Source organism: Aliarcobacter thereius LMG 24486 (assembly GCF_004214815.1).
Lineage (GTDB): Bacteria > Campylobacterota > Campylobacteria > Campylobacterales > Arcobacteraceae > Aliarcobacter > Aliarcobacter thereius.
The window spans coordinates 1,305,801-1,329,711 of record NZ_CP035926.1 but is presented as its reverse complement, the minus strand read 5'-3'; the positions used below and the strand labels follow the sequence as shown (position 1 = coordinate 1,329,711).

General features: G+C 25.9%; 24 protein-coding genes. 22 read left to right on the top strand and 2 right to left on the bottom strand.

Features of this window, described 5'->3' with window-relative positions:
• Positions 1-8 precede the first annotated feature (8 nt).
• From ATH_RS06885 to ATH_RS06850, 8 genes are all read left to right on the top strand, one after another.
• Positions 9-890 carry a hypothetical protein gene (locus ATH_RS06885; RefSeq protein ID WP_066174590.1) on the top strand — a complete coding sequence of 294 codons (882 nt, stop codon included), beginning with the start codon at positions 9-11 and terminating at the stop codon, positions 888-890.
• Positions 871-1,554 carry a hypothetical protein gene (locus ATH_RS06880; RefSeq protein ID WP_066174587.1) on the top strand — a complete coding sequence of 228 codons (684 nt, stop codon included), beginning with the start codon at positions 871-873 and terminating at the stop codon, positions 1,552-1,554. Before ATH_RS06885 ends, ATH_RS06880 begins: the two co-directional genes overlap by 20 nt.
• Positions 1,535-2,905: a GspE/PulE family protein gene (locus ATH_RS06875; RefSeq protein ID WP_066184986.1), complete on the top strand. Its 1,371-nt coding sequence runs from the start codon at positions 1,535-1,537 to the stop codon at positions 2,903-2,905. Before ATH_RS06880 ends, ATH_RS06875 begins: the two co-directional genes overlap by 20 nt.
• The gene (locus ATH_RS06870; RefSeq protein ID WP_066184985.1) at positions 2,892-4,079 is read left to right on the top strand and encodes a type II secretion system F family protein; all 1,188 of its coding nucleotides are present in this window, start codon (positions 2,892-2,894) and stop codon (positions 4,077-4,079) included. Before ATH_RS06875 ends, ATH_RS06870 begins: the two co-directional genes overlap by 14 nt.
• A gap of 11 nt (positions 4,080-4,090) precedes the next feature.
• Entirely contained in the window at positions 4,091-5,041 is a 951-nt protein-coding gene (corA, locus tag ATH_RS06865) for a magnesium/cobalt transporter CorA (RefSeq protein WP_066184984.1), read from the top strand.
• A gap of 32 nt (positions 5,042-5,073) precedes the next feature.
• On the top strand, positions 5,074-5,646 hold the full coding sequence (gene folE, locus ATH_RS06860; protein WP_066184983.1) for a GTP cyclohydrolase I FolE: 573 nt from the start codon (positions 5,074-5,076) through the stop codon (positions 5,644-5,646).
• A 168-nt stretch (positions 5,647-5,814) separates the two neighbouring features.
• Complete coding sequence (locus ATH_RS06855) at positions 5,815-6,558, top strand: Fic family protein (protein ID WP_066390188.1); 744 nt, start codon at positions 5,815-5,817, stop codon at positions 6,556-6,558.
• A gap of 682 nt (positions 6,559-7,240) precedes the next feature.
• Entirely contained in the window at positions 7,241-8,605 is a 1,365-nt protein-coding gene (locus tag ATH_RS06850) for an IS4 family transposase (RefSeq protein ID WP_130234646.1), read from the top strand.
• A gap of 81 nt (positions 8,606-8,686) precedes the next feature.
• Here the strand turns inward: ATH_RS06850 and ATH_RS06845 are convergent, their stop codons facing one another.
• The gene (locus tag ATH_RS06845) at positions 8,687-9,475 is read right to left on the bottom strand and encodes an aminoglycoside adenylyltransferase family protein (protein WP_066353985.1); all 789 of its coding nucleotides are present in this window, start codon (positions 9,473-9,475) and stop codon (positions 8,687-8,689) included.
• Positions 9,476-9,895: 420 nt separating this feature from the next.
• Here ATH_RS06845 and ATH_RS06840 point away from each other — a divergent pair, with 420 nt between their 5' ends.
• Both ATH_RS06840 and ATH_RS06835 read left to right on the top strand, forming a co-directional pair.
• Complete coding sequence (locus ATH_RS06840; RefSeq protein ID WP_130234645.1) at positions 9,896-11,260, top strand: IS4 family transposase; 1,365 nt, start codon at positions 9,896-9,898, stop codon at positions 11,258-11,260.
• Between the two features lie 240 nt (positions 11,261-11,500).
• Entirely contained in the window at positions 11,501-12,376 is an 876-nt protein-coding gene (locus ATH_RS06835) for a hypothetical protein (protein WP_066390189.1), read from the top strand.
• Positions 12,377-12,388: 12 nt separating this feature from the next.
• Here the strand turns inward: ATH_RS06835 and ATH_RS06830 are convergent, their stop codons facing one another.
• Positions 12,389-12,616 carry an FAD-binding protein gene (locus ATH_RS06830; protein WP_066184761.1) on the bottom strand — a complete coding sequence of 76 codons (228 nt, stop codon included), beginning with the start codon at positions 12,614-12,616 and terminating at the stop codon, positions 12,389-12,391.
• Between the two features lie 141 nt (positions 12,617-12,757).
• On the opposite strand from ATH_RS06830, the gene ATH_RS06825 reads away from it, so the two are divergent.
• The 12 genes from ATH_RS06825 to ATH_RS06775 all read left to right on the top strand — a co-directional run bounded on the left by ATH_RS06825 (position 12,758) and on the right by ATH_RS06775 (position 23,882).
• Complete coding sequence (locus ATH_RS06825; protein ID WP_066184760.1) at positions 12,758-12,988, top strand: hypothetical protein; 231 nt, start codon at positions 12,758-12,760, stop codon at positions 12,986-12,988.
• Between the two features lie 139 nt (positions 12,989-13,127).
• On the top strand, positions 13,128-13,967 hold the full coding sequence (locus tag ATH_RS06820) for a DUF932 domain-containing protein (protein WP_066184759.1): 840 nt from the start codon (positions 13,128-13,130) through the stop codon (positions 13,965-13,967).
• Between the two features lie 10 nt (positions 13,968-13,977).
• The gene (locus ATH_RS06815; RefSeq protein ID WP_066184758.1) at positions 13,978-14,616 is read left to right on the top strand and encodes a siphovirus Gp157 family protein; all 639 of its coding nucleotides are present in this window, start codon (positions 13,978-13,980) and stop codon (positions 14,614-14,616) included.
• 42 nt (positions 14,617-14,658) lie between these two features.
• Positions 14,659-15,393, top strand: coding sequence for a Rad52/Rad22 family DNA repair protein (locus ATH_RS06810; protein WP_066390190.1), 735 nt, complete (start codon positions 14,659-14,661; stop codon positions 15,391-15,393).
• The gene (locus tag ATH_RS06805; protein WP_066184756.1) at positions 15,393-15,698 is read left to right on the top strand and encodes a DUF2958 domain-containing protein; all 306 of its coding nucleotides are present in this window, start codon (positions 15,393-15,395) and stop codon (positions 15,696-15,698) included. Before ATH_RS06810 ends, ATH_RS06805 begins: the two co-directional genes overlap by 1 nt.
• A 131-nt stretch (positions 15,699-15,829) precedes the next feature.
• Complete coding sequence (gene mog, locus ATH_RS06800) at positions 15,830-16,357, top strand: molybdopterin adenylyltransferase (protein WP_066184774.1); 528 nt, start codon at positions 15,830-15,832, stop codon at positions 16,355-16,357.
• 130 nt (positions 16,358-16,487) lie between these two features.
• A complete protein-coding gene (locus ATH_RS06795) occupies positions 16,488-18,944 on the top strand; it encodes a methyl-accepting chemotaxis protein (RefSeq protein WP_066184755.1) in 2,457 nt (818 codons plus the stop codon).
• A gap of 183 nt (positions 18,945-19,127) precedes the next feature.
• The gene (locus tag ATH_RS09910; protein ID WP_165595949.1) at positions 19,128-19,289 is read left to right on the top strand and encodes a hypothetical protein; all 162 of its coding nucleotides are present in this window, start codon (positions 19,128-19,130) and stop codon (positions 19,287-19,289) included.
• Between the two features lie 9 nt (positions 19,290-19,298).
• On the top strand, positions 19,299-19,511 hold the full coding sequence (locus tag ATH_RS06790) for a MerR family transcriptional regulator (protein ID WP_066174546.1): 213 nt from the start codon (positions 19,299-19,301) through the stop codon (positions 19,509-19,511).
• A gap of 347 nt (positions 19,512-19,858) precedes the next feature.
• Positions 19,859-20,446, top strand: coding sequence for a YagK/YfjJ domain-containing protein (locus ATH_RS06785; RefSeq protein WP_066174543.1), 588 nt, complete (start codon positions 19,859-19,861; stop codon positions 20,444-20,446).
• A gap of 96 nt (positions 20,447-20,542) precedes the next feature.
• Positions 20,543-20,779, top strand: coding sequence for a hypothetical protein (locus ATH_RS06780; RefSeq protein ID WP_066184754.1), 237 nt, complete (start codon positions 20,543-20,545; stop codon positions 20,777-20,779).
• Positions 20,772-23,882 (top strand): P-loop NTPase fold protein, encoded by a 3,111-nt coding sequence (locus ATH_RS06775; protein ID WP_066184753.1) that lies wholly within the window; start codon positions 20,772-20,774, stop codon positions 23,880-23,882. Before ATH_RS06780 ends, ATH_RS06775 begins: the two co-directional genes overlap by 8 nt.
• The last annotated feature ends 29 nt before the right edge of the window (positions 23,883-23,911 follow it).

Here is a 23,911-nt window from a genome sequence, read left to right as displayed (position 1 = left end):
GAATAAAAATGTCTTTTTTCGCATTAATAAATGATATCCTAATCATTGAACTAGAAGTCAAAGATAAAATAAATGATAAATTCTTAAAAGAGTTTATCTCTACAAATTTAAATCTAAATAATGTTACTTTAGAAAAAAATCAAAAAATATATATAAATTATCTTGAAATTACAAAAGAGTATCAAATTTTTATACTAGATAAAAAATTTAAACATTTTGAATATGAAGCTATTCTAAAAGAGTTTAAAGAGTTTGACTTTTTAGATTACTCTTTATTTATATATGATGATTTTTTTGTGATTTTTAAGAATAAAGAGCTCTTCTATTTTAATAAATTAAATAAAAATGTAAATAAGAGTGATCTTTTATCATTTTTGAAAAAGAAATTTAATATAGAATTCTCTTCTATAAAAGAGCTAAGTAAAGATGAACTTGAGATTTTAAAAAATAGCTATGAAAGTAAATATAAAAATCATAAAAAAGATAAAAATAGTTTAAAAAATATCAATTTATCAAAAGATTATAGCTTTATTCTATATATTGTATATGTTTTTTTAGTAGTTGTTTTTATAACAATCTATTTTAAAAATGAGATAGATATGAAAAATAGTACAAAAAACTTAGATTCAAAAATTATATCAAAAGAGTTAGAGTTTAGAAGTTTTACAAATGAATTAAATAAAATAATTGAAAATATTGAGAATAATGATTTAAATATTGTTATTTTAGATTTTAAATATGATCAGATGAAGATGATTTTAGAATCAAAGAGTAAAGAAAACTTCAATAAATTTTTAAATAATTTTAATAAAATAGAACAAAGTTCTATCGATTTTATAAGCGATAGAGAAACTTTTAGGCTTACAATAGATGTTGAACTCTTTAAATAATAACTATATAAATAGTAAAAGAAAAACAAAAATAGAGTTGTTTTTACTTCCACTTTTGATAACTATTTTTCTAATAATAGCTTATGAAAATTTTATTAAAGAAGCAAAGGAAGATGAGACTATTGAACTTTATAAATTAATAAATAAAAAAAATAGTGAAGAGTTAATAAAAATATCAAAACAGTTAGAACAAATAGCTTTAAAAGATGAGGTGTTTATTCAAAAGATTGAGAATTTTAAAGATGAAATTAGAGTTATTGCAAAAAGTTCAAGCTATAAATTAATAAGTTTTTTAGAAGACATTGAACGATTTAATGATTTCTCAAAAATAAATATTTTTACTTTAAGCAATAAAGGAAATGAATACTTTATTGATTTTAATATTGATTTATCAAAATATTATATAAAAAACCATAAAGATAGGATTGTTTTAAAAGAAGAAAAAATAGAAAAAACTAATAAAAATAAAGAATCTATTGAGAAAACTCCAACGCTTTTTGCGATAGTTGGAGATTTTGTTTTTATTGATGATATGTGGATTAAAAATAGAGATAATTTTTATAATTTTAGAGTAAATATTATAGATAAAAATATTGTATGGCTTGAAGATAAAGATAATAAAATCGAACTAAAGGTACATAAAAATGAATATCTTAAAGATTAAAATAGATTACTCTTTGTTTAGTAAATATGGTTTAGAAGTCTTCTTAAAACATAAAATAGTGCCTATTATTGAAGATAGTGTTACTATAAAACTTGCAGTTTATGAAGGTTTTAATCAAGAAGAAGTAAAAGATAGTTTTATAAAACATATAAAATTTGTAGAGTTTTGTAAAAATGAGATTGAATTTATTTTGGCAAATATTGAAACAAGAGTTGAACTTTTTAATTTTGCAAGCAGTTCAAATCTTATAAATAATGATAGTAAAAGTACAGCAAGATTTTTAGATAAATTAATTGTTTTTAGTGTTTCACAAAGAACTAGTGATATTCATATTGAAAAGTTTGAGGAACTTACGTTGTTTAAATTTAGAGTTGATGGAAGATTACAAATATTTTTTAGTATTTGCAATAGTTTTTTTAAAGTTATTTCATCATATATAAAGCTTATTTGTAATCTTGATATGACACAGTCAAGAATTCCACTAGATGGTCGATTTTCAAGAGATATTGGATTGAAGAAATATGATTTTAGATTCTCTTCAATGCCAACAATAGAAGCTGAATCAATAGTTTTAAGAGTTTTAGATAATAAAAATATTGATAAATCATTAAATGATTTAGGATTTAGTTTGAGTGTTTTATCAAAATTAAGAGATATTTTAAAATTAAATTCAGGATTAATCCTAATTAGTGGACCAACTGGGAGTGGAAAAACTACAACTTTATACTCAATTTTACAAGAGTTAAAAAGTGAAAATAAAAAAATAATTACAGTTGAAGATCCTGTTGAATATAAAATATCTTCCATAAATCAAATATCTATAAACAATAAAATAGGTTTGAGTTTTGAACTTGTTTTAAAAAATATTTTAAGACAAGATCCAGATATTATATTTATTGGAGAAATTAGAGATAAATTCTCTTTAGATATTGCTTTACAGGCTTCTTTAACGGGTCATTTAGTTTTAGCAACAGTTCATAGTAATAGTGCTTTAGAAACTATTACAAGGCTTATAGATTTAAAAGCAGACTCATATTTAATCTCAACATCACTAAAAGCTTCTCTTGCACAAAGACTTGTTTTATCTTATTGCAAATATTGCCAAGGAGAAGCTTGTATAAAGTGTAATTTCACAAAATATTATGAACGAGTTTGTATATCAGAGATTTTGCTTATAGATGAAAAAATATCTTCTTTAATCTATAAAAAATCTAGCAAAAAGAAGTTTATGAATTATCTAAAAAAGATAGAATTTAAAACTATGTATGATGATGGTTTAGAAAAGGTTGATAATAGTCAAACATCATTTGAAGAGCTTGAAAGAGTGGTTAATAAGAATGAAGAGATATAAAATATTTTATCAAGAAGATAAAGAGATAAAAAACAGAATTGTAGATGAAAAAGGGATAGATTTTTATAAAGAGAGATTTGATATTTTATCAATAAATGAGATTAAATCTAATTTTATGGATAAATTTAAAATCAAACGGCAAGTATCGAAAAAAGATTTGTATCTACTTTTTTATGAATTAAATATAATGCTTGAATCAAATATAAATATAAGTGATGCAATTTTGATTATTAAAAAATCAAAAAAGAGTAGGGCTATTAGAGAGTTTTTGGATAGAATAAACTATGCTTTTTCAAATTCAAGCTCAATAAATTTAGCATTAAAAGATTATAAAATAGATAGTTATATAAAAGATTTCTTAGAAAATTCACAAATAAATTCAAATCTAAGTAGTAATATAAAAGCTATATATCTTCTTTTAAAAGAGCAAGAAGAGATAAGAAAATCTTTTAAGAAAGTTTTATACTATCCTTTTTTCCTATTTTTTACATTTATAACATCGCTTTTTATAATCTTTTATTTTGTTATTCCAAGTTTTAAGTCAATTTTTCATAATCAGATGGAAACTTTACCTACAAGTACAAAAATATTACTAAACTTTGAGAACTTTTTCTTAGATTATTTTTTCATAATTTCACTTTTAATTTTTTTAGTTTTATTCTTATTTATATCTATTTATAAAATTAATAGTAGATTTCAATTATTTATAGATTTTATAAGTTTTAAATATCTATTTGTATTTAGTAAAATATTAAAAAATTTAGAATTTTATAAACTTTTTTTGCTTATAGATATTATGCAAAAATCAAAATATGAGTTTCACAAATCATTTCTTGATAGTAAGCTTTTATTAAAAAATAAATATTTATTAGATAGAATTGAATTAATTGATAAGTTACTTACAAATGGAAAAAGTATTAGTTTTGCTTTTGATAAGTCAGAGGTTTTTGATGATATTATCTTAAATCTTTTAAATACTGGTGAAGTTTCAAATAATTTAGAAGTTATTGTTTCTGAAATAAAAGAGATATATAAAAGTAGATTTGATAATAGTATAAAATTTATGATCTCTTTTATATCACCATTTTTTTTGATAATAATATCAAGTATGATTCTATTTTTAGTACTTGCTATTTTTACACCTATTTGGCAGATGGGAAGCTTGATTAAATAGAAAGGGATTTAATGATTAGTTGTTATGTTAGAAAAGAGAATAGATTAACTGTTGTTGAAGGGATAGATTTTTTAGAAAATCCTGAAAATAGAAAAAATGTAATCTGGATAGATATGTTTTTACCCACAATTGAAGAAGTAAAAAGTATAGAAAAATATTTTAATATAGAGTTTCCAACAAAACAAGAGAGTGAAGAGATAGAGTTAAGTTCAAGATATTGGGAAGAGAAAGATAGAATAGAGATAAATAGTTATTTTTTAATTAATGATCATAAAGAACCAGTAAATGAAACTGTTTCATTTATTTTGCAAGATAACTTACTAATCAGTGTAAGATACAAGAAACTTGCAAGTTTTAATGCATCTATTAAAAAGCTTTTAGCAAGTCCTAGAGAGTATAGAAATGGATACTCTATTTTTTCTCAAATTATAGATATAAGAATTGATGCAGATGCTGATATTGTTGAAGAGATTAGTAAAGATATAGGAAATGTAAGAAAAAAAGCTTTTGCTGAGGAAGTTGATAATGAAGATATCTTAGAACAAATGTCAGCATTTGAAAACTTAAATATGAAAATAAGAGAGAATTTAACAGATAAGCAAAGAATCTTAAACTCTTTATTAAAATCTCAACTTTTTCATGAAGACAAAGAAGACTTAAGAATTATGTTAAAAGATATTAGATCTTTAATTGAACATACAAATTTTAATTTTGAAAGATTAGATTATCTACAAAATATATTTGTTGGACTTTTGAATGCAGAACAAAATAAGGTTATTAAAATTTTTACAATTGTAAACGTGATTTTTCTACCACCAACACTTGTTGCAAGTATTTATGGAATGAACTTTGAAATAATGCCTGAACTATCTTGGGAATATGGATATGTGTTCTCATTTGCTGTTATGATTTTGGCATCAATAGCACCAATTATTGTATTTAAGAAAAAAGGCTGGATATAGTTTTTACAAAAATTCAAAAGGATATTATGATTATGAAAAATGAAAAAGAATTTGAAGACTCTATAAAAAATATTTTAAATTATATAGATGAAGATATTAATAGAGAGGGCTTAATTGATACTCCAAAAAGAGTAAGAAAAGCATATGAGTTTATGTTTGGGGGATATAAAGAGTGCCCTAAAGAGATTATACAAAAAGCACTTTTTACTTCATCAAATGATGAGATGGTTGTTGTAAAAGATATTGAATTTTATTCATTTTGTGAGCATCATATGTTGCCAATTATTGGAAAAGTACATGTTGCTTATATTCCAAATGGAAAAGTTGTAGGACTTTCTAAAATTCCTAGAGTTGTTGATGTTTTTGCAAGAAGATTACAAATACAAGAACAAATGACAGAGCAGATTTGTGATGCTTTAAATGAATATCTTAAGCCAAAAGGTGTTGCAGTTATTATTGATGCAAGACATATGTGTATGGAGATGAGAGGTGTTCAAAAAATATGTTCTACCACTGTTACTTCATCTTTAAGAGGGCTTTTTAAAAGTGATAAAAAAACAAAAGATGAGTTTCTATCAATAGTTTCTTCTTCTTTTAATAAGTAAGTACCTAAAAATAGGCTTTATTGAGCATTTAGCCATAAAACAATATCCACACTTTTTGAATTTTTTTGATAAAAAGTGTGGATATTTATCTGTAAATATAATTTAGGAATGTCTTGCTTTTAAATTATATTAATATACAATCTAATACAAAAAATAAAAGAGTAAATATTGCAAAAAGAAGATTTCAGAAAATTAGATGAATTAAAGTCAAAATTAGATTCCTTTAGACCACTAAGCTCATCTATTGTAAAAAATCTACATGAAGATTTGCTTATTAGATGGACTTATCATTCAAATGCTATTGAAGGAAATACATTAACTCTAAAAGAGACGAAAGTGGCTCTTGAAGGTATTACTATTGGTGGTAAAACTTTAAGAGAACATTTCGAAGCAATAAATCATAAAGATGCAATACTTTTTATAGAAGAGTTGGCACAAAAAGAAAATATACTATCTGAGTATTCTATTAAGCAAATTCATTCTTTAATTCTAAAAAATATTGATGATGAAAATAAAGGTAAGTATCGAACAACTAATGTCATCATAAGTGGAGCAGAACATAAGCCACCTCGTAATTTTGAAGTACAAAGTCAAATGCAAGAGTTTATAAAAGAGTATGAAGAAAAAAGAAGTAAATTACATCCTATAGAACTTGCTAGTTTTGTACATATTGAATTTGTAAAGATTCATCCATTTATAGATGGAAATGGAAGAGCTTCAAGACTATTGATGAATTTAGAACTTATTAAAGCTGGTTTTCCACCTGTTGTTATTGAACTTGAAGATAGACTAGACTATTATAAAGCTTTAGATATTGCACACACTACAAAAAATTATAAACCTTTTTTAGAACTTATGAAAAAAGTTGTTGAAAAAAGTTTTGAACCTTATTTTTATGTTTTGGATTTTTAATAAATCTTATTTTCATATATAATAATAAATTATATAAACTACATATATATTTTTAATTAATTAAATCTTGATGTCATAGGATGCCTTTCTATAGTTTCTTTTTTAACTCTTTTTATATATTGACTAAGTGCTTGTGGAGTAAGATTGTTTAATGTAGGATTTTTTATTTTTATTGATTTTAAAATAGATACTTGAGTCTCATTATTATTTAGTTTTAGAAAAATTAATTTTTTATATTTATCAAAAACTGATTTATTACTTCTTCCTATTCTTGTAGGAGTCTTTTTTTTGCTTTGAATAAATAAAGTTTTTTTCGTTTTAGATAGTCTTTTTTTTATATTGTCTTTTTCGAAATTAATTATGAATTCAATGTCTTCAAAATCTAATGAAATAATTTGTTTATCATTTACAAATATAGTTATGTTTTTATTATATAGCCTCAGTAATGTATTTAGTATTTGATATATACTATCTCCAAGTAAACTTAAATTATTAACTTAACTTTCGCACGTTAAATTGATTAAAATTGTAGCTAAATATCCCTAAATAATTACTTCTATATGTAATAATCTCATTCTTGTTGACATCAACTTGATTTGCTTGGTTTTTCTGTTTTAAATTCTTTACAAATCCCTTAAATAGGAACTTTTAGATATAATATCTATTATATTAAAGGGTAAGAATGCAGATAGAATCTAAGATAATCGGTATCATAAACGACAAACTAAAGAATCCAATTTATGAAACATTGCGACTATTAAATATGAAAACGATTTTAACAAAGAGCAATTTTTCTAAAAAAGAGGGAGTTGCTGTTCATATGGTTGTATTACACTTTGTATATATGCTAGTTATGAATAAAAAAATATCAACTTTTATGGATCAGAGTAATGATAGCTTTAAAAAAGATGTCTATTACAGACTACTTGCTAATGCTCACTACAACTGGAGAAAACTATTATCACTTAGTTCTTTAAAGATTTTATCACTGCTTCATAAAGTACAAGATGCAAAGCTAGTAAGAGTTCTTATACTTTATGATACTGTTGAAGATAAAGTTGGTAAAAATATAGAGGGAAGTTGTGACAACCTTTGGAGCAATAAAGCAAAGAGAAAAATCAGAGGTGTAAATGTTGTATCACTAAACTATAGTGATGGTTATTCAAATTTTATGTTGGACTTTGCAATTGCTATGAATAATTATGCAAGGGTAAAGATAGAAGAGTTTACAAATATTATTGATCATCGAACCAATGCACATAAGCGAAGATTGGAAAGCTTAAAAGGGAAATCACAAATTGCTATAGAGATGATTAAAAGAGCAGTAGCTAGTGGTATATATGCAGATTATCTGCTTGTGGATAGTTGGTATTCTAAACCTGTGTTTATAGAAACAATGAATGAGCTAGGATTGCAAGTTATTTCAAGAATGGTAAACAATGATAGAATCTGGAACTTCACAGGGGAGAAAAAAACTCTTGATGGTATCTATAACAAGTTTAAAAAGCTTAAAACTATTAAGATGGGTCAATATGGCAAAAAGATAAAGTTTGAATACTTCGGGGTCATAGTTGAACATAAAAAAGCAGGAAAATTAAAAATTGTTTTTATAAAAACCAAAGAGAATCTCATCCCTATTGTATCTACAAACTTAGACTTGAGTGATGAAGAAATTATCGATATTTACAAACGACGATGGGATATAGAACAAGGGTATAAAGAACTTCGTGAACACTTTGGGTTTGGTAAAGAAGAAAATCGAATTTATGAAGCACTTATTGCTCGCATAACACTCTCATTTTTTACATACAATGTTGTTAGCTATATAAATCGTATCAGTAATGAACCAAAAACTATTGGTGGATTGTTTAAAGATCTAGAATGTGAACTTCACACCTTGGCAATTGCTATGCAAGCATTTTTAGCTATTTTAGATGAGATTGCAAAAATTGAAGAAGTTGTCAATAGAAATGAGGATTTTACAGCAATAATCGATCTATTAAGAGATGTGACTGGAAAACTACTTGGTTTTAGGTGCGAAAGTTAAGAAGGTAATTTTATAATATGTTTGCTAATAAGATATTAATGATGAATATTTTTTAATAAGTAGATAATGATTTGTTAATACTTAATAACTATTAAATATCCTCTTGGCTAATTTAACAAATTCTTCAACTTCTGCAAGTTTATTTGACCAGTCAACAATTTCTAAGCCAAGATATTCATTATGTGCTAATTGTAAGATTTCTGCATTCGTGCCTGATAATTGGGGCAATAACCATTGTGCAGCTTGGCTTTTACCAATAATTTGACCACTTTCTCGGCTGAATAATATACGTGCTAATGTCAAAATGATATTTCGTTCATCGCCAATTAAATCTTTTGGTTCTTGCCATATCTGTAAGGTTTCTTCAAATGTTCTGAATAAATCTTCTATCGGAATAATTGGCAATAGGTTTTGTGCTGATTCTCCTATTAAGGCAACGCCTTTATTTCTAACTTTTGATAATAAAATCACAAGATCAATATCATATTCACTCTTCCCATATTGCCCTGCGATCATTTCATCACGTAACCATTCTCCAAATTGTAATTCACGTTTAGGAGGAAAATTCCATGGAATTATTTCTGAATAAATAACTATCGTTACCTCAAGTGCCCTATATATTTTAGAACTCAAGGGATAAGCAGATATTTCTAATAATCCTTTCATTAGAAATGCACGATCATTAAACGACAAGGGTTGTTTAATTACTACCAAAAAGTCTATATCACTGTAAGGTTGTAATCCATCTTCTACTGCTGAACCATATAAATATACAGCTAATAAATTATCTAACAAACATTGAGAAATAAATGTCTGCACTTTTTGTACTTGTTGCTGCTCAATTTCATTTAAATTAAGTATTGAATACATAAATGATCAACTCTTAATATTACAAAAATATTTTGATAAACTTGTAAGTTGTAATTTTGAATTAGATTTTTTAATATATAGTATTAAAGCATTATATAATATAACATTAGAACGAATGTCTGAATATCCTATATTAATAGTTGCTAAATGATCAATAATTTCTTTATCCTTTATAATAAATCAGTAACGATATTATTTTTATTCTTAGTCTTGACTTATTTTACTTAACTTTCGCACGTTAAGTTGATTAAAATTGTAGCTAAATCTCCCTAAAATATTACTGCTATAGGTAATAATATTATCCTTGTTGACATAAAAATAATTTAGTTGTTTTTCTATGATATTTTTCTATTTTGAACTCTCAATAAATCCCTTAAATAGGTATTTTAGCTATAATATCTATTATATTAAAGGGTAAGAATGCAGATAGAATCTAAGATAATCGGTATCATAAACGACAAACTAAAGAATCCAATTTATGAAACATTGCGACTATTAAATATGAAAACGATTTTAACAAAGAGCAATTTTTCTAAAAAAGAGGGAGTTGCTGTTCATATGGTTGTATTACACTTTGTATATATGCTAGTTATGAATAAAAAAATATCAACTTTTATGGATCAGAGTAATGATAGCTTTAAAAAAGATGTCTATTACAGACTACTTGCTAATGCTCACTACAACTGGAGAAAACTATTATCACTTAGTTCTTTAAAGATTTTATCACTGCTTCATAAAGTACAAGATGCAAAGCTAGTAAGAGTTCTTATACTTGATGATACTGTTGAAGATAAAGTTGGTAAAAATATAGAGGGAAGTTGTGATAACCTTTGGAGCAATAAAGCAAAGAGGAAAATCAGAGGTGTAAATGTTGTATCACTAAACTATAGTGATGGTTATTCAAATTTTATGTTGGACTTTGCAATTGCTATGAATAATTATGCAAGGGTAAAGATAGAAGAGTTTACAAATATTATTGATCATCGAACCAATGCACATAAGCGAAGATTGGAAAGCTTAAAAGGGAAATCACAAATTGCTATAGAGATGATTAAAAGAGCAGTAGCTAGTGGTATATATGCAGATTATCTGCTTGTGGATAGTTGGTATTCTAAACCTGTGTTTATAGAAACAATGAATGAGCTAGGATTGCAAGTTATTTCAAGAATGGTAAACAATGATAGAATCTGGAACTTCACAGGGGAGAAAAAAACTCTTGATGGTATCTATAACAAGTTTAAAAAGCTTAAAACTATTAAGATGGGTCAATATGGCAAAAAGATAAAGTTTGAATACTTCGGGGTCATAGTTGAACATAAAAAAGCAGGAAAATTAAAAATTGTTTTTATAAAAACCAAAGAGAATCTCATCCCTATTGTATCTACAAACTTAGACTTGAGTGATGAAGAAATTATCGATATTTACAAACGACGATGGGATATAGAACAAGGGTATAAAGAACTTCGTGAACACTTTGGGTTTGGTAAAGAAGAAAATCGAATTTATGAAGCACTTATTGCTCGCATAACACTCTCATTTTTTACATACAATGTTGTTAGCTATATAAATCGTATCAGTAATGAACCAAAAACTATTGGTGGATTGTTTAAAGATCTAGAATGTGAACTTCACACCTTGGCAATTGCTATGCAAGCATTTTTAGCTATTTTAGATGAGATTGCAAAAATTGAAGAAGTTGTCAATAGAAATGAGGATTTTACAGCAATAATCGATCTATTAAGAGATGTGACTGGAAAACTACTTGGTTTTAGGTGCGAAAGTTAAGTTATTAATATGAATAGTTGAAACATTTTCTAAATTATTTGACCATATCTTTTTATTTAATTTAGTAGTTAAATAAAACTCCATAATATTCCTTACTTTTTTAATCTAAAATAAAATTATATACTAAATTAAATTAAATTAGTTTATTTGATATTAAAATATTTTACTAGGCAATAAAACTAGTTTAAACTGGTTTTTAAAAAAATATTATATTATTTGATGTTTTATTAAAGGAAAGCTATGGAAGAAAATGGGCTAATAAGATGGTTTGATAATTTAAAACAAGGTGTAGGAAATAAAGTAATTGTTTTTTTATATTCTAACCAAATATTGAAGATTTATAAAGATAAAATTAAATTACAAGTATTTAATTGTAATCATGAATTACAAATATGTGATAATTTAATTTTGAATCATGAGAGGGATACTTTCAATACAGTTAATCATATAAATATAACATTTTATAGAGAAATATTTAAAAGAGGTATTATAATAATAAAAAATAAAAATTCTATAGATGAATTTATAAAACAACTAGAATCTTCTAATAATGAAATCCATAATAAAAATATAGATTCGTATTTATTAAAAAGAGAAGATTTTTATGAATTATTGAAACTAAACAAGAGTGATTTAAAAAACTTTTTAGATAAAAGACATGAATATTTGAAATGTTTTTATCAAAATATACCTATGTGGGATGAGAATTATATAGATCAAAGTGGAAAGCTTTTAGAAAAAAATAAAATCTTAACGGCAAACTTTGCTGCTTATTTATATAAATTTTCTTTTCTTGAATTTAATCTAAGCGATACAAGAATAGGCATAAATGTTAGAAAATTATTAGGAATTAAAAGTAAAACCATTAATAATCTAATAGATAATATACATTATCCTGATATTAAAAAAACTTTTAAAGGATATGATATGAGATATGGAATTGGATTTGATATTAAAAAAGAAATAGCAGATAAATTATTATCACTTGATATTGAAGGATTAGAACTCGATAAAGTTTGTGACATTACTGGTTTACCTAAAACTATTTTTAAAAACAATATTAAAAATAAAAATTTGAAACTATTATCACAAATGCAAAAAAATATTAGTAACTAAAGGAGAACTAGATTACTCTAGTTCTCCTTTAGTCTCATCAGCCATAATGGTATTTTCTATTAAAAATCTAATAAGCTCAGTTCTACTTATATGGATTTTCTTACCAATCTTTACAACTTCTATTTCATTATTATAAATCAATTTCTTAGCCATATCAACTTTTAATATTTTCATCTCCTCTATCTCTTTTAAATTAAAGATAACTCCTTGAGGTATTAAAGCATCGTATTTCTCAAACATTTTAAACTCCTATGAATATTTTTTCATATAAGGAGTTCTCAAATATTTTTTTTCTTTTTTTGTAATTCCAGTTTTTTTCAATCACATATCATAAAAGTAGACAAGGCAATAGCTTTGTAAAATAAACATTTAGGAGATTAAATGGGAAGATTAAAAATTAAGAGTAATAGGGCTTTGGTTTCTACATTAGAGATTGGTTTAAATAAAAAACTAATTGATACATATAGAATAAAACTATTTTCAAAAATAAAAGCTTCTTTCGAAACAGAAAAAGAGTTTTTATTAAAAGAAGATATTGAGATAAAAGAGTGGCTAAAAAATATCTTTCAACCAATTAACAATATCTACTTTGAAAATAATATAAGAGCTTAATATGTTATCACCAACTGCCATATTAAGTATTGTAATTGCTGTTGCTACAGCAGTTAAAGAGGTCTTGGATGATAATACTCAAGAATAGTTGCTACTAAAATATGTAGCTAAGAAATAAAATAAAAATTCGGAGAATAAAATGACAACACAAATAGTAAAAATAGATCAAGTTAAACCATTAAGTAATGATGAGCTTTTTAATGTAGCTCCATCAATCTTTAGTGAAAGTCCAATAGAAGGTGTTAGCGATAAATATGCCTTTGTTCCAACATACAAGGTATTAGATACTTTTAGAGAAGCAGGATACTATCCAATAATGGCAAGTGAGAGTAAAGTAAGAGATGAAGAGAATCAAGGTTATCAAAAACATATTATTCAGTTTAGAAGCTTGGAAAACTTACTTAGACCAAATGCAAAAGATGAATATGAAGATATTGTTTTAACAAACTCTCATAATAGAACTTCTAGCTTTATTGTTGATTTAGCAATCTTTAGAATTGTTTGTTCAAATATGCTTGTAGTTCCATCTAAAAGCTTTGTTCATCACTCAATAGTTCATGTAGGCTTTAATAAAAATAAAGTAAAAAATGCAATAAATGAAGTAACTTCTTATATGCCAAAGATAAAAGAGTTAGTTGCTACTTTTAAATCTATTCATCTAACAAAAGCAGAAGAACAGATGTTGGCAAATGCAGCAATAGATATAAGATTTGATACAAATACACACTATATCAAAGCTGATGAGCTTTTAAAAGTAAATTATGAAGAAGATTATGTACCAACACTTTGGAGTGCATATAATCGTATTCAAGAAGCAATGATTAGAGGTGGGGTTAAGATGAAGAATTTGCTTACAAATAAAACATTTACCTCAAAAGCCATAAATGGTATTGATGCAACTATTAAGTTTAATAAAGAGCTATTTGAAGCTGTTGAACAAGTTGCACTTTTAAAAACAGATTATAAAGCTGTAGCTTAAGAGGTATGATATGAAATTTGTAAACTATAAACTTCAAACTCAAATGGAAAATCTAAACGAAGATTCTACAAACCAATATTTCAAAGAGTATTTAAAATCTATCTTAGAAGATTCAAATACTCCATACTTCCAAAAAGCTGATTATATAGGATTATCTTTGCAAGATATAGCTTCAAAGATTGAACATATTGGAACAAATGTAAGAGAATTACAAAACTATAAAAAGAAACTACAAACTGCACTAACTCTAGCTAAAGAGTTAGTTGCAGATGTTTTAATCCAAAATGGTGTTGATAGAGTTGATGGAAACTATATATCTTCACTAACACTTCAAGCTGAATCAATATCTACAAAATCAGATGTAGTAATACTAGATGAGAATAAAGTAATGGGATTAGGGTATGTAAAATTCACTCCTGATATTGAAGCAATTAAAATTGCAATAAATACAGCAAAAGGTAAAAAAGAGCTTGAAGGTCTTGTATCAGTTATTACTGAAACTACAACTATAAAACCAAAAGTAAAGGTAAATAGTAAAAAGCAAAAAGATGCAACTAATAAACCTGTAACTTTAGAAATAGTTGTTAATGAGAGTAACAATGAAGAGTACAGCGAAGATTACAACGATAATTTAGAAAATGTTGCTTAATAAAGCCAATAGTAAAAATCTTTATAAAAAGGAGATAAAACAATGTTTGATAAAAAACAGTTAGATATTTTAAATCAAGAACTTGATAGCAGTAGAATTAAAACAAGAGATAAGGGAAATATATCCCTATCTTATATCGAAGGTCATGATGTAATTGAAACAGCAAATAAAGTATTTGGATTTGGTAACTGGTCTTATTCTATCTCAAAACTAGAACATGTTAGTCAAGAGCAAAATCAAAACCAAAATCATGTTATTTGCTATAAAGCAATAGTTCAAGTATTAGTTCATAGTGAAAATCACACTCTTGATGTAAGTAGAGAAGATGTAGGCTTTGGAACAGGAGTTGCAAAAACTCTTGCTGATGCACATGAAGGAGCTGCAAAAGAAGCAGTAACAGATGCACTTAAAAGGGCTATGAGAAGCTTTGGTAATCAGTTTGGAAACTCTCTTTATGATAAAACAAAAAATCATCAAGCTAATAATGAATCAATACCATCATCTTCATCAAGACCACAACAAACAAACCATAGACAACAATCTTCACCAACACCAACAGTTACAACAAATCACAATAGAAACATTAAACAAAGCTTTGATCCATACGAGTATGAATCACTATTTAGAATAGGGCTTGATGTAATTTCTCAAAACGGCCTTTTAATTGTAACAGGTAATGATATATTTGCTAAGAAAGATAGCATAAAAGCATGTGGCTTTAGATGGGACGGTAAAACAAAAAGCTGGTACAAACAAATTGAACAAGGAGCTGCATAATGAGTAGCTTACTTACAAATGAGCAATTACAATCAATTCCAGAGCTATATGCTTCTACAATACTAAAAGACCCAATATGTAGATTTAAAATATTTCTACCAAATTCAAACTGGACTTGGTACATAATAGAGATTGATAAATCAGACTATAACACTTGTTATGGTTTAGTAGATGGCTTTGAGCAAGAGCTAGGATATTTTAGTCTAAGTGAACTTGAAAGCATAAGTGATAGTTATGGATTAAAAGCTGAACTTGATAGCAGTTTTAAAGCTACAAAATTGTCTAAAATAAAGGCTTCAACATGAAAGAATTTACATTTATCACAACTGTAAAAATTGCTAAAAATGTAGCAGAACTATATCCGAACTATAAAATAAATTGTTTCACTCCAAAATCACTAGCAAAAAGATTTGCTAGTGGCAATAGCGAATTTATTATGATTGCAAAAATTGGAATAATTACAACAAGTGATAGAGCTAGTGCTGGAATTTATGAGGATTTATCAGGAAAGGCTATTATTGATACTTTAAATAGTTATTTAAAATCTCCTTGGCAAGAGGTTTATAGATGTATCAGTGATGATAGAATGACTATTGAAGAGACTTTAATAGATTTAATAGATAATCAAAAGTGCTGTTTAGTTGTAACAACAGGAGGAACAGGACCAGCCTTAAGAGATGTAACTCCAGAAGCAACTGAAGCTGTGTGTGATAGAATGATGCCAGGATTTGGAGAGCTTATGAAAAGTGTAAGTTTACAATATGTTCCAACGGCAATTTTATCAAGACAAACAGCAGGTCTTAGAGGAAGCTCTTTAATAGTAAACCTTCCAGGAAAACCAAAATCAATAAAAGAGTGTTTAGATGCAGTTTTTCCAGCAATTCCATACTGTATTGATTTGATGGAAGGTCCATATTTAGAGACAAATGAAGAGATTATAAAAGCTTTTAGACCCAAAAAATAACTAATATAGAAAGATAGGAATATAATCTATTTTCATAAAAAAATTAAGAGCTTTAAGATATAATCAACCTCATGTAAAATTTATAATTCTTTCAGTAAAATAATTTTCAACAAACACAAAAGGGTTTTTTATGAAAAATTTATCAATACGAGTCAAGTTGCTAAGCATTGTAATAATTACTATTATATTAGTCTCTACTATAATAGCTACAAAGTCTATTTATGAGGTTAATAACCTTACAAATCAAACTATTGAAGAGTATAGGCAAAATGCTTTTAATACAAGTATAGAGGAACTCAAAAACTATACAGCATTTGCACAAAATATAGCAAAGAGTGCTTATGAAGAAGCAAAAATTGAAAATATCAAAGCAAGAAAAGGTGCGTACTTAAAGTCACAAACTGATTTTTTATTTGCAATGATATCTAAAATTTATGATGAACAAAAAAATAAAATACCAGAAGCAGAACTAAAAAAGATTCTTTTAGAAGCTATTGGTTCTGTTAGATATGGAGAGGAAAATGACTATTTCTTTGTCTATGATAAAAATTCTACAATACTAAAATTACCTTTAACACCAGAGAGAGAAGGGACTAAAAACAATGGAAAACATATTTTAGAATTTATAAAAACTGCTTTTGAAAAAGGTGAAGGTTTCGTTCCTTACGAACAGGTAATTCCAGGAAAAGAACCTAGATCAAAATTATCTAATATAAGATTATTTGAGCCTTATGGTTGGGTTGTTGGAACAGGAGTTTATATTGATAATGAAGAAAAAGAGTTAAAAGCAAAAGCTTTAAATGAAATTTCAAAAATTAGATTTGGACAAGATGGATATTTCTTTGTGTATGATTATGATGGTACAAACATAATGCATCCAATAAATCCATCATTAGTTGGAAAAAATTTGATTGAAAATAAAAGCCAAAAAGGTATTTATTATATAAAAGATTTGATAGAAGCTGCAAAAAAAGGTGGAGGAACAGTAATTTTTGATTTCCCAAAAAGTAAAGATGATCCAACGTTATATGACAAAATAGGGTATGCTGATGGTCTTCAAGAGTGGAAATGGATGATTGGAACTGGAGTTTACGTTGATAATATTGAAAAAAACATTGAAATTATGCATCAAAACTCAAAAGAGAAAATTGCTTCAATTATTTTAGGAATAGTTATTATTGCTATAGTTGTTTCAGTTATTTTAATTTTCCTTATCTCATTTTTTATCACAAAAGAGATAATCTCTCCTTTAGAAAGATTTGAAAATGGACTTTTATCATTTTTTAAATATCTAAATAAAGAGAGTTCAGATGTTTCTAAAATAGAGATAAAATCTGAAGATGAAATAGGAATAATGACAAAAGTAGTAAATGAAAATATTGAAAGAACGAACAATCTATTAAAACAAGATGAAGCATTAATTAAAAATGTAAAAGAGGTTGTTTCACAAATAAATAAAGGAAATCTAAAAGAGAGAATTATTGCAAAGACAGATAATGATAGCCTAGAAGAGTTAAAAAATCTTTTAAATGATATGCTAGAAATAATATCTAAAAAAGTAAATAATGATTTAGTTTCAATTGATGAAGTTTTATCTAAATATAAAGATATGAATTTTACAGCAAGAATAGAGAATTTAACAGGTGATGTAGCAAAAGAGATAAATATTTTAGCAGATACTATAAATCATCTTTTATTAGAAAATAAAATAAATGGGCTTACTTTGGAAGATAGTTCAAAAATTTTATTAGAAAATGTAAATAAATTAAATATTAGCTCTAATGAGGCAGCTGCTTCATTAGAAGAGACTGCAGCTGCTTTAGAGCAAATTACTTCAAATATTAGAAACAATACTGAAAGTATTGCTAAAATGGCAAAATTATCAGATGGTGTTATTCGTTCTTCAAAAGATGGAGAAAATTTAGCAAATCAGACAACAAATGCTATGGATGAGATAAACAATAAAGTAAATATGGTAAATGAAGCTATAGCAGTAATTGATCAAATTGCATTTCAAACAAATATTCTAAGTCTAAATGCTGCTGTTGAAGCTGCAACTGCAGGAGAAGCAGGAAAAGGATTTGCTGTTGTTGCTCAAGAAGTGCGAAACCTTGCAAGTAGAAGTGCAGAAGCTGCAAAAGATATAAAACATATTGTTGAAGAAGCTACAATAAAAGCAAATGAAGGAAAACAAATAGCTTCAAGTATGATATATGGGTATAAAGATTTAAGTGAAAATATTACACAAACTATGAATTTGATATCTGATATTGAAAATGCTTCTAAAGAACAATTAATGGGAATAGAGCAGATAAATGATGCAGTAAGTGAACTTGATCGTCAAACTCAACAAAATGCAATGGTATCATCTCAAACTCACGATATAGCATTAGTTACAGATGAAATAGCAAAAGAGATTGTAAAAGAGGCAAACTCAAAAGAGTTTATAGGTAAAGATAGTGCAAAAGCTAGAGATTTTCATAAATCTAATACAACTGTAGATACAACTTCAAATAAAAAACCAACTATAAAAAATATTGAGAAAAAAGAGTCAATAAAAGATAGTGAAGAGTGGGAAAATTTTTAAACTCTTAAAAAATAAAAGTTGAGATTAATTCTCAACTTTTAAAGATTATATACTATTTGCGATTTTTTTAACTACTTCAAAAACGTTTTCAATAGATTTTTTATATACAAACTCTTTTTTTGAGTGAGGAAAAGAACAGTTTAAAAGAGTTTGGATTCGAATATAAAACAAAGGAGATTAAAAATGTTGGCATGGGATTACTACATAATCAAAGAGAGTAAAAACAAATTCAAAGACTGGACACAAGCTGGGCTTGAGCATTTAAGAAAACATTATAAAAATCTACAAGATGAAAAAGAGAGGAAAAGAGTTAAAAAAATTTTAGATGATTTAAATAAAAAGTAAGGAGATAAAATGAGTTCAGATTATAATTTATCACTTCCTAATAAAATACTTTTTAATTTAAAAGAGATTGAAGATTTAGGAGTTATAAAAGTAGATATGGCAAAGAAGCTAGTTTATAATGGATATTTAGAAGTAGTTAAAATTGGTAAAAAGATTCATATATCAAGAGAGGAGTTAATTAGATATTTAGAAGAAAATACCTATTCAAAAGATATAGCCTAGACCTTTTGGTCTAGGCTACATATCAGATATTTTTTTTATTAAGATTCCTAACTCTGTATATTTACAAATAAATTAAAACTATTGTAATAGCTAAAATCTTTATTTATGTATACAAAGATAGACGATACTTTACCTTACAAATAATATAGGATATTAATATTATAAATAAATATATTATTATATAACTAGTAATTAGTTATATATGCTATGAGTAGTATGTAGTATAGACTATATGTTCTAAAGTGTTATAGATAGAAATAGAGTAATAGAGTAATTAAATAGCTTAGAGAAAGAATAGTTTTATATATACAAACCTTTATATGAGAAATAAATATAAAGGATATAAGATGAAAGAAGTAAACTATAATAAAAGACAAGATAGTGCAAAGAAGTATCTTGATTCATTATTTGATAATTATTCTAAGTTGAGTGTTGTTAGAGTTGATTTAGCATATAAGAAACCATATAGTAATAGTCTTGAACTTGATGATGCAATAAAAGATATAAATAGACTTAAAAATAATAGAAGAGGTAAACCAAGTGTATTTGAAAACAATGTTGGATATATAATAAAAAGTGAACATACAGAAGATAAAGGTATGCATACTCATGCAATTTTCTTTTATGATGGTAATAAGGTAAGTAAAGATACTTTTAAATCAAAACAAATAGGGGAGTATTGGAATAGTACAATTACAAATGGTAAAGGAACTTATCATAACTGCAATATGAATAACTATGAGAAAAATGGGATAGGTATGATAGATTATAAAGATAAGGAGAAAATAGGTGTTTTAAAGGATGAAGTAATATCTTACTTGTGTAAAGATGAACAAGATATATCATCTCTTAAAGGTAGTAAAAATTATAAATCATTTATAAGAGGTATAATCCCAAAGAAAAAAAGTAGTGCAGGAAGACCAAGAAGTTTTTAATCTAAAATATAATAATCTAATTTATTTTAGGACATATTTATATTAATTTAGTAAAATATATAAAAATATATCTATAGGGGAGATATACACTTAAATATGTCAACAGAATCAAGTATAAAATGTCCAAATTGTGGTGAGATAATAGATGTTAATGAGATACTTTATCATCAATTAGAAAATGAGTTTAAACAAAGAAATCTAAATGAAATAAAATCGATACTAACAGAGCAAGAGTATAAAGAGATCATAGAACAAAATACGATTTTGACTCTTACTGATGAAGATGATAGTGAAAAACTTTTGGGTGTGAAGGTGGATGTTGGGTATGAATGAACAAGAGCAAAATAAAATGAATTTTATAGTAGATGAAGAAATAGGTTTAACAGAAGAAAATGATATTCTCGAAACAAAACGGTATGCTGAATCTTTAAAAGACACACTATTAAATGCACCAACACCATTCAATATTGGATTATATGGAGAATGGGGAAGTGGTAAGTCGTCAATTATTAAAACTGCTCAAACTCAATTAGAAGTAAACAAAGATCAAAAAGTTAAGTTTGTCATTTATGATGCTTGGAAATATGCAAACGATTCTTTTAGAAGAATGTTTTTAAAAACTTTGCATGAACAATTGAAATTTGATGGTACAAACTTTTTTGATTCTTTTTACCAAAATACTACACAAGATAAAACTATAGAACAAAAATTCAACTGGGAATATCTTGTTCTGATTTTAGTTTTTGGTTTACTTTTAGTTGGTTTATCTTATGCATTTCTTGATAATGATACAAAAAGTACAACAATTACAATTCAAGCTATTTTTACAATTGTGGTTGCATTAGTTGCTTTTTTCAAAAATGCTTTTACTGATTATAAAATTACTTTATCCAAACCTGCGATGTTTGCTCCAGAACAATTTGAAGAAGCATTTGATGAGATAACTCAATGGCTGTTTGATAAAAAACAACTAGCACATCCAAGAAAATGGATTTCAGAAAAAAGTATTAAAGAAAATGTTTGTGATAAACTAGTCATAGTAGTTGACAATATCGATAGATGTGATAAAAAAACAGCTTATGAACTCTTAACAAATATAAAAAATTTTATTGGCACAGAAAAAGGAATAATATTTTTAGTTCCCGTAGATGATGAAGCTTTAAAAAGACATATGCAAGAGTATAATAAAGAAAATAGCAAAGAAGCAGATGAATTTTTAAGAAAATTTTTTAATACAACAATCAAAATAAAGCATTTTCAACCTAGAGATTTATTTGAATTTGCAAATAAATTAAATTCAAACAATACATTGGGGTTCACTCCTGATACTATCAATATTGTGGCAAAAGAGTATGCCTCTAATCCAAGAAGAATTATTCAGTTATTTAATAACTTGACATCTGAATTAAAAACAATTGAAGCTAAATATGGAAAAGAATTTATAGAAGAACATCAAAGTTTGATAGCGAAATTATTAATAGTTCGGGAAGAATGGGCAGATGTATTTAAAGAAATTACTAAATACCCTCATTTGTTTTATCAATTTAAAGAAATAAAAATTTATCAAGATGAGAAAGAAGTGAATCTTGATAATTTTAAAATATTTATGGAAAGAACAAAAGCAGTTACTTCAGGTTTAAAAACTATTGAAAACATTATCTTAAATATAACTAATGAAAGTACACTAGCAAGTGAAATTGTAAATTTGATTGAGTCTAATAAATTTGATGATTTAAAACTTGAATTTGAAGGGAACTCAATATTATTTGACAAAGTTGTAGCTTATGCTATTGAAGAGATAAGAAAAGGACTAGATAGAAAAACATATTCAACTGATGCGATCAATGGTATTAAATTACTATCAAAATTAAATGAATATAAAGCTTTACAGAAAGCTCCATTGCGTGAATTGTTTGGAATTTTTGAGAAAAATGCAAAAAATGGCGATGAAACTTTAAAAGTAATTGAGCATCTTCAAAAAGATGATTTAGATTATTTTTTCAAATTTGTAGAACAAAATAGAGCATGTGGATTAAAATATTTACAAGAAAAACTAGTAAATAAATTTAAAACGATATGGAAAGAACATCCGAAAGATAGCATTGTAAGTTTATATGAAGATGGTGTTGACAAGTTTATTAACAATAGTAAAGATGAAAGAACAATACAAGATTTACAAAGTATATTTGTTACTTATTATGATTATTTTTTAGATTCTCCATTATATAAAACTAAATGGATAAATGAAGATAAATTATCTCTGATCGCTTCACATGAATTAGTGAAACATATAATTAATAAAATTACAACACCAAATATTGATATAAAAAGTGATGCTTATTTAGAGATAGAATATTTAACGCAGCATAAAATTATTGATATTAAAAAAATAGAATTTCTTCTTGAAAAAATAAAACCCAATTTTTCACAACAAATTACAGTTCAAGCTGATATGAATGGCGAAAAGCAACGACAACTAGATGATTTAATGATTAATATACAAATAATGACTAATTTATTAAGAAATATGGAAAAAGTAAAATACAAAAGTGAAGTTTTCACTAGCTATATTCAAGAATTTTTAAAACCTGTTCAAATAATGCAATCTAACAACCGACAACAAGTAAATTTAAATGTATTAAATGATATTTCTACAAATACAGAGTATCAAGAGAAATTATTGAACTTCTATCTTGAGATATACAAAATAACTTACAATAATACAAATGTTACTAGTAACATTCAATCATTACTAAATCAATATTCTCAATTAAAAGATATTTTTTATCATAAATTAGTTGAGTTCAGAGATGCAGAAGGGTTATCTCTAATGTCTTTGCTTGATTATTTACTTTCTCTAAAAGATGAAAATGAAATTTTGTTCAATTTATATGAAAAGCTTTTTAACAGAAGTGATATAAGTCCCGAAAATATTGAAAAAATTAACACCAAATTGGATGGATATATTGTTCAGCTTATTTCAAGTCAAAATGAAGAGATAAAAGATTTTCTTGATAAGCTTATGATACAAAATACAACTAAAGAGATATTAACCGATATTATTATCTCTAAAAATGCTGATGACATCATTAAGCTACCACAAAATATTAAAAGAGTAGCATATACTGACCTTTGTAGTACAGATAAAATTTTTGAACTTGAAAATAACATTGAAGCTATTCAAGATATAGTGCAAACAAGCCATGAATATAATAGCTGTATTATCAATATTATTACAAGAAAACTTGCGAAAACCTCAGAAGTCAGTGATGCTTTGTCAATCATTGAAAAAATGCAAAATATGAGTGATGAAATTAAAAAAGAAATTTTGAGTGGATTAAGAAAAAATAAAAAACATGAAACTTTATCTAGTGAAATTGAAGAGATGATTAAAAAGCTTTCGCCTAAAAAAGTTTCTTTAAAAACAAAACAATAAAAGTTAGTAACAATACATAGGATAAATAG

Bases quoted from the DNA above. Each gene is read 5' to 3' on its own strand.
- ATH_RS06885 (WP_066174590.1), top strand. From the start codon at position 9: ATGTCTTTTTTCGCATTAATAAATGATATCCTAATCATTGAACTAGAA.
- ATH_RS06880 (WP_066174587.1), top strand. From the start codon at position 871: ATGTTGAACTCTTTAAATAATAACTATATAAATAGTAAAAGAAAAACA.
- ATH_RS06875 (WP_066184986.1), top strand. From the start codon at position 1,535: ATGAATATCTTAAAGATTAAAATAGATTACTCTTTGTTTAGTAAATAT.
- ATH_RS06870 (WP_066184985.1), top strand. From the start codon at position 2,892: ATGAAGAGATATAAAATATTTTATCAAGAAGATAAAGAGATAAAAAAC.
- corA (WP_066184984.1), top strand. From the start codon at position 4,091: ATGATTAGTTGTTATGTTAGAAAAGAGAATAGATTAACTGTTGTTGAA.
- folE (WP_066184983.1), top strand. From the start codon at position 5,074: ATGAAAAATGAAAAAGAATTTGAAGACTCTATAAAAAATATTTTAAAT.
- ATH_RS06850 (WP_130234646.1), top strand. From the start codon at position 7,241: ATGCAGATAGAATCTAAGATAATCGGTATCATAAACGACAAACTAAAG.
- ATH_RS06845 (WP_066353985.1), bottom strand. From the start codon at position 9,475: ATGTATTCAATACTTAATTTAAATGAAATTGAGCAGCAACAAGTACAA.
- ATH_RS06840 (WP_130234645.1), top strand. From the start codon at position 9,896: ATGCAGATAGAATCTAAGATAATCGGTATCATAAACGACAAACTAAAG.
- ATH_RS06835 (WP_066390189.1), top strand. From the start codon at position 11,501: ATGGAAGAAAATGGGCTAATAAGATGGTTTGATAATTTAAAACAAGGT.
- ATH_RS06830 (WP_066184761.1), bottom strand. From the start codon at position 12,616: ATGTTTGAGAAATACGATGCTTTAATACCTCAAGGAGTTATCTTTAAT.
- ATH_RS06825 (WP_066184760.1), top strand. From the start codon at position 12,758: ATGGGAAGATTAAAAATTAAGAGTAATAGGGCTTTGGTTTCTACATTA.
- ATH_RS06820 (WP_066184759.1), top strand. From the start codon at position 13,128: ATGACAACACAAATAGTAAAAATAGATCAAGTTAAACCATTAAGTAAT.
- ATH_RS06815 (WP_066184758.1), top strand. From the start codon at position 13,978: ATGAAATTTGTAAACTATAAACTTCAAACTCAAATGGAAAATCTAAAC.
- ATH_RS06810 (WP_066390190.1), top strand. From the start codon at position 14,659: ATGTTTGATAAAAAACAGTTAGATATTTTAAATCAAGAACTTGATAGC.
- ATH_RS06805 (WP_066184756.1), top strand. From the start codon at position 15,393: ATGAGTAGCTTACTTACAAATGAGCAATTACAATCAATTCCAGAGCTA.
- mog (WP_066184774.1), top strand. From the start codon at position 15,830: ATGATTGCAAAAATTGGAATAATTACAACAAGTGATAGAGCTAGTGCT.
- ATH_RS06795 (WP_066184755.1), top strand. From the start codon at position 16,488: ATGAAAAATTTATCAATACGAGTCAAGTTGCTAAGCATTGTAATAATT.
- ATH_RS09910 (WP_165595949.1), top strand. From the start codon at position 19,128: ATGTTGGCATGGGATTACTACATAATCAAAGAGAGTAAAAACAAATTC.
- ATH_RS06790 (WP_066174546.1), top strand. From the start codon at position 19,299: ATGAGTTCAGATTATAATTTATCACTTCCTAATAAAATACTTTTTAAT.
- ATH_RS06785 (WP_066174543.1), top strand. From the start codon at position 19,859: ATGAAAGAAGTAAACTATAATAAAAGACAAGATAGTGCAAAGAAGTAT.
- ATH_RS06780 (WP_066184754.1), top strand. From the start codon at position 20,543: ATGTCAACAGAATCAAGTATAAAATGTCCAAATTGTGGTGAGATAATA.
- ATH_RS06775 (WP_066184753.1), top strand. From the start codon at position 20,772: ATGAATGAACAAGAGCAAAATAAAATGAATTTTATAGTAGATGAAGAA.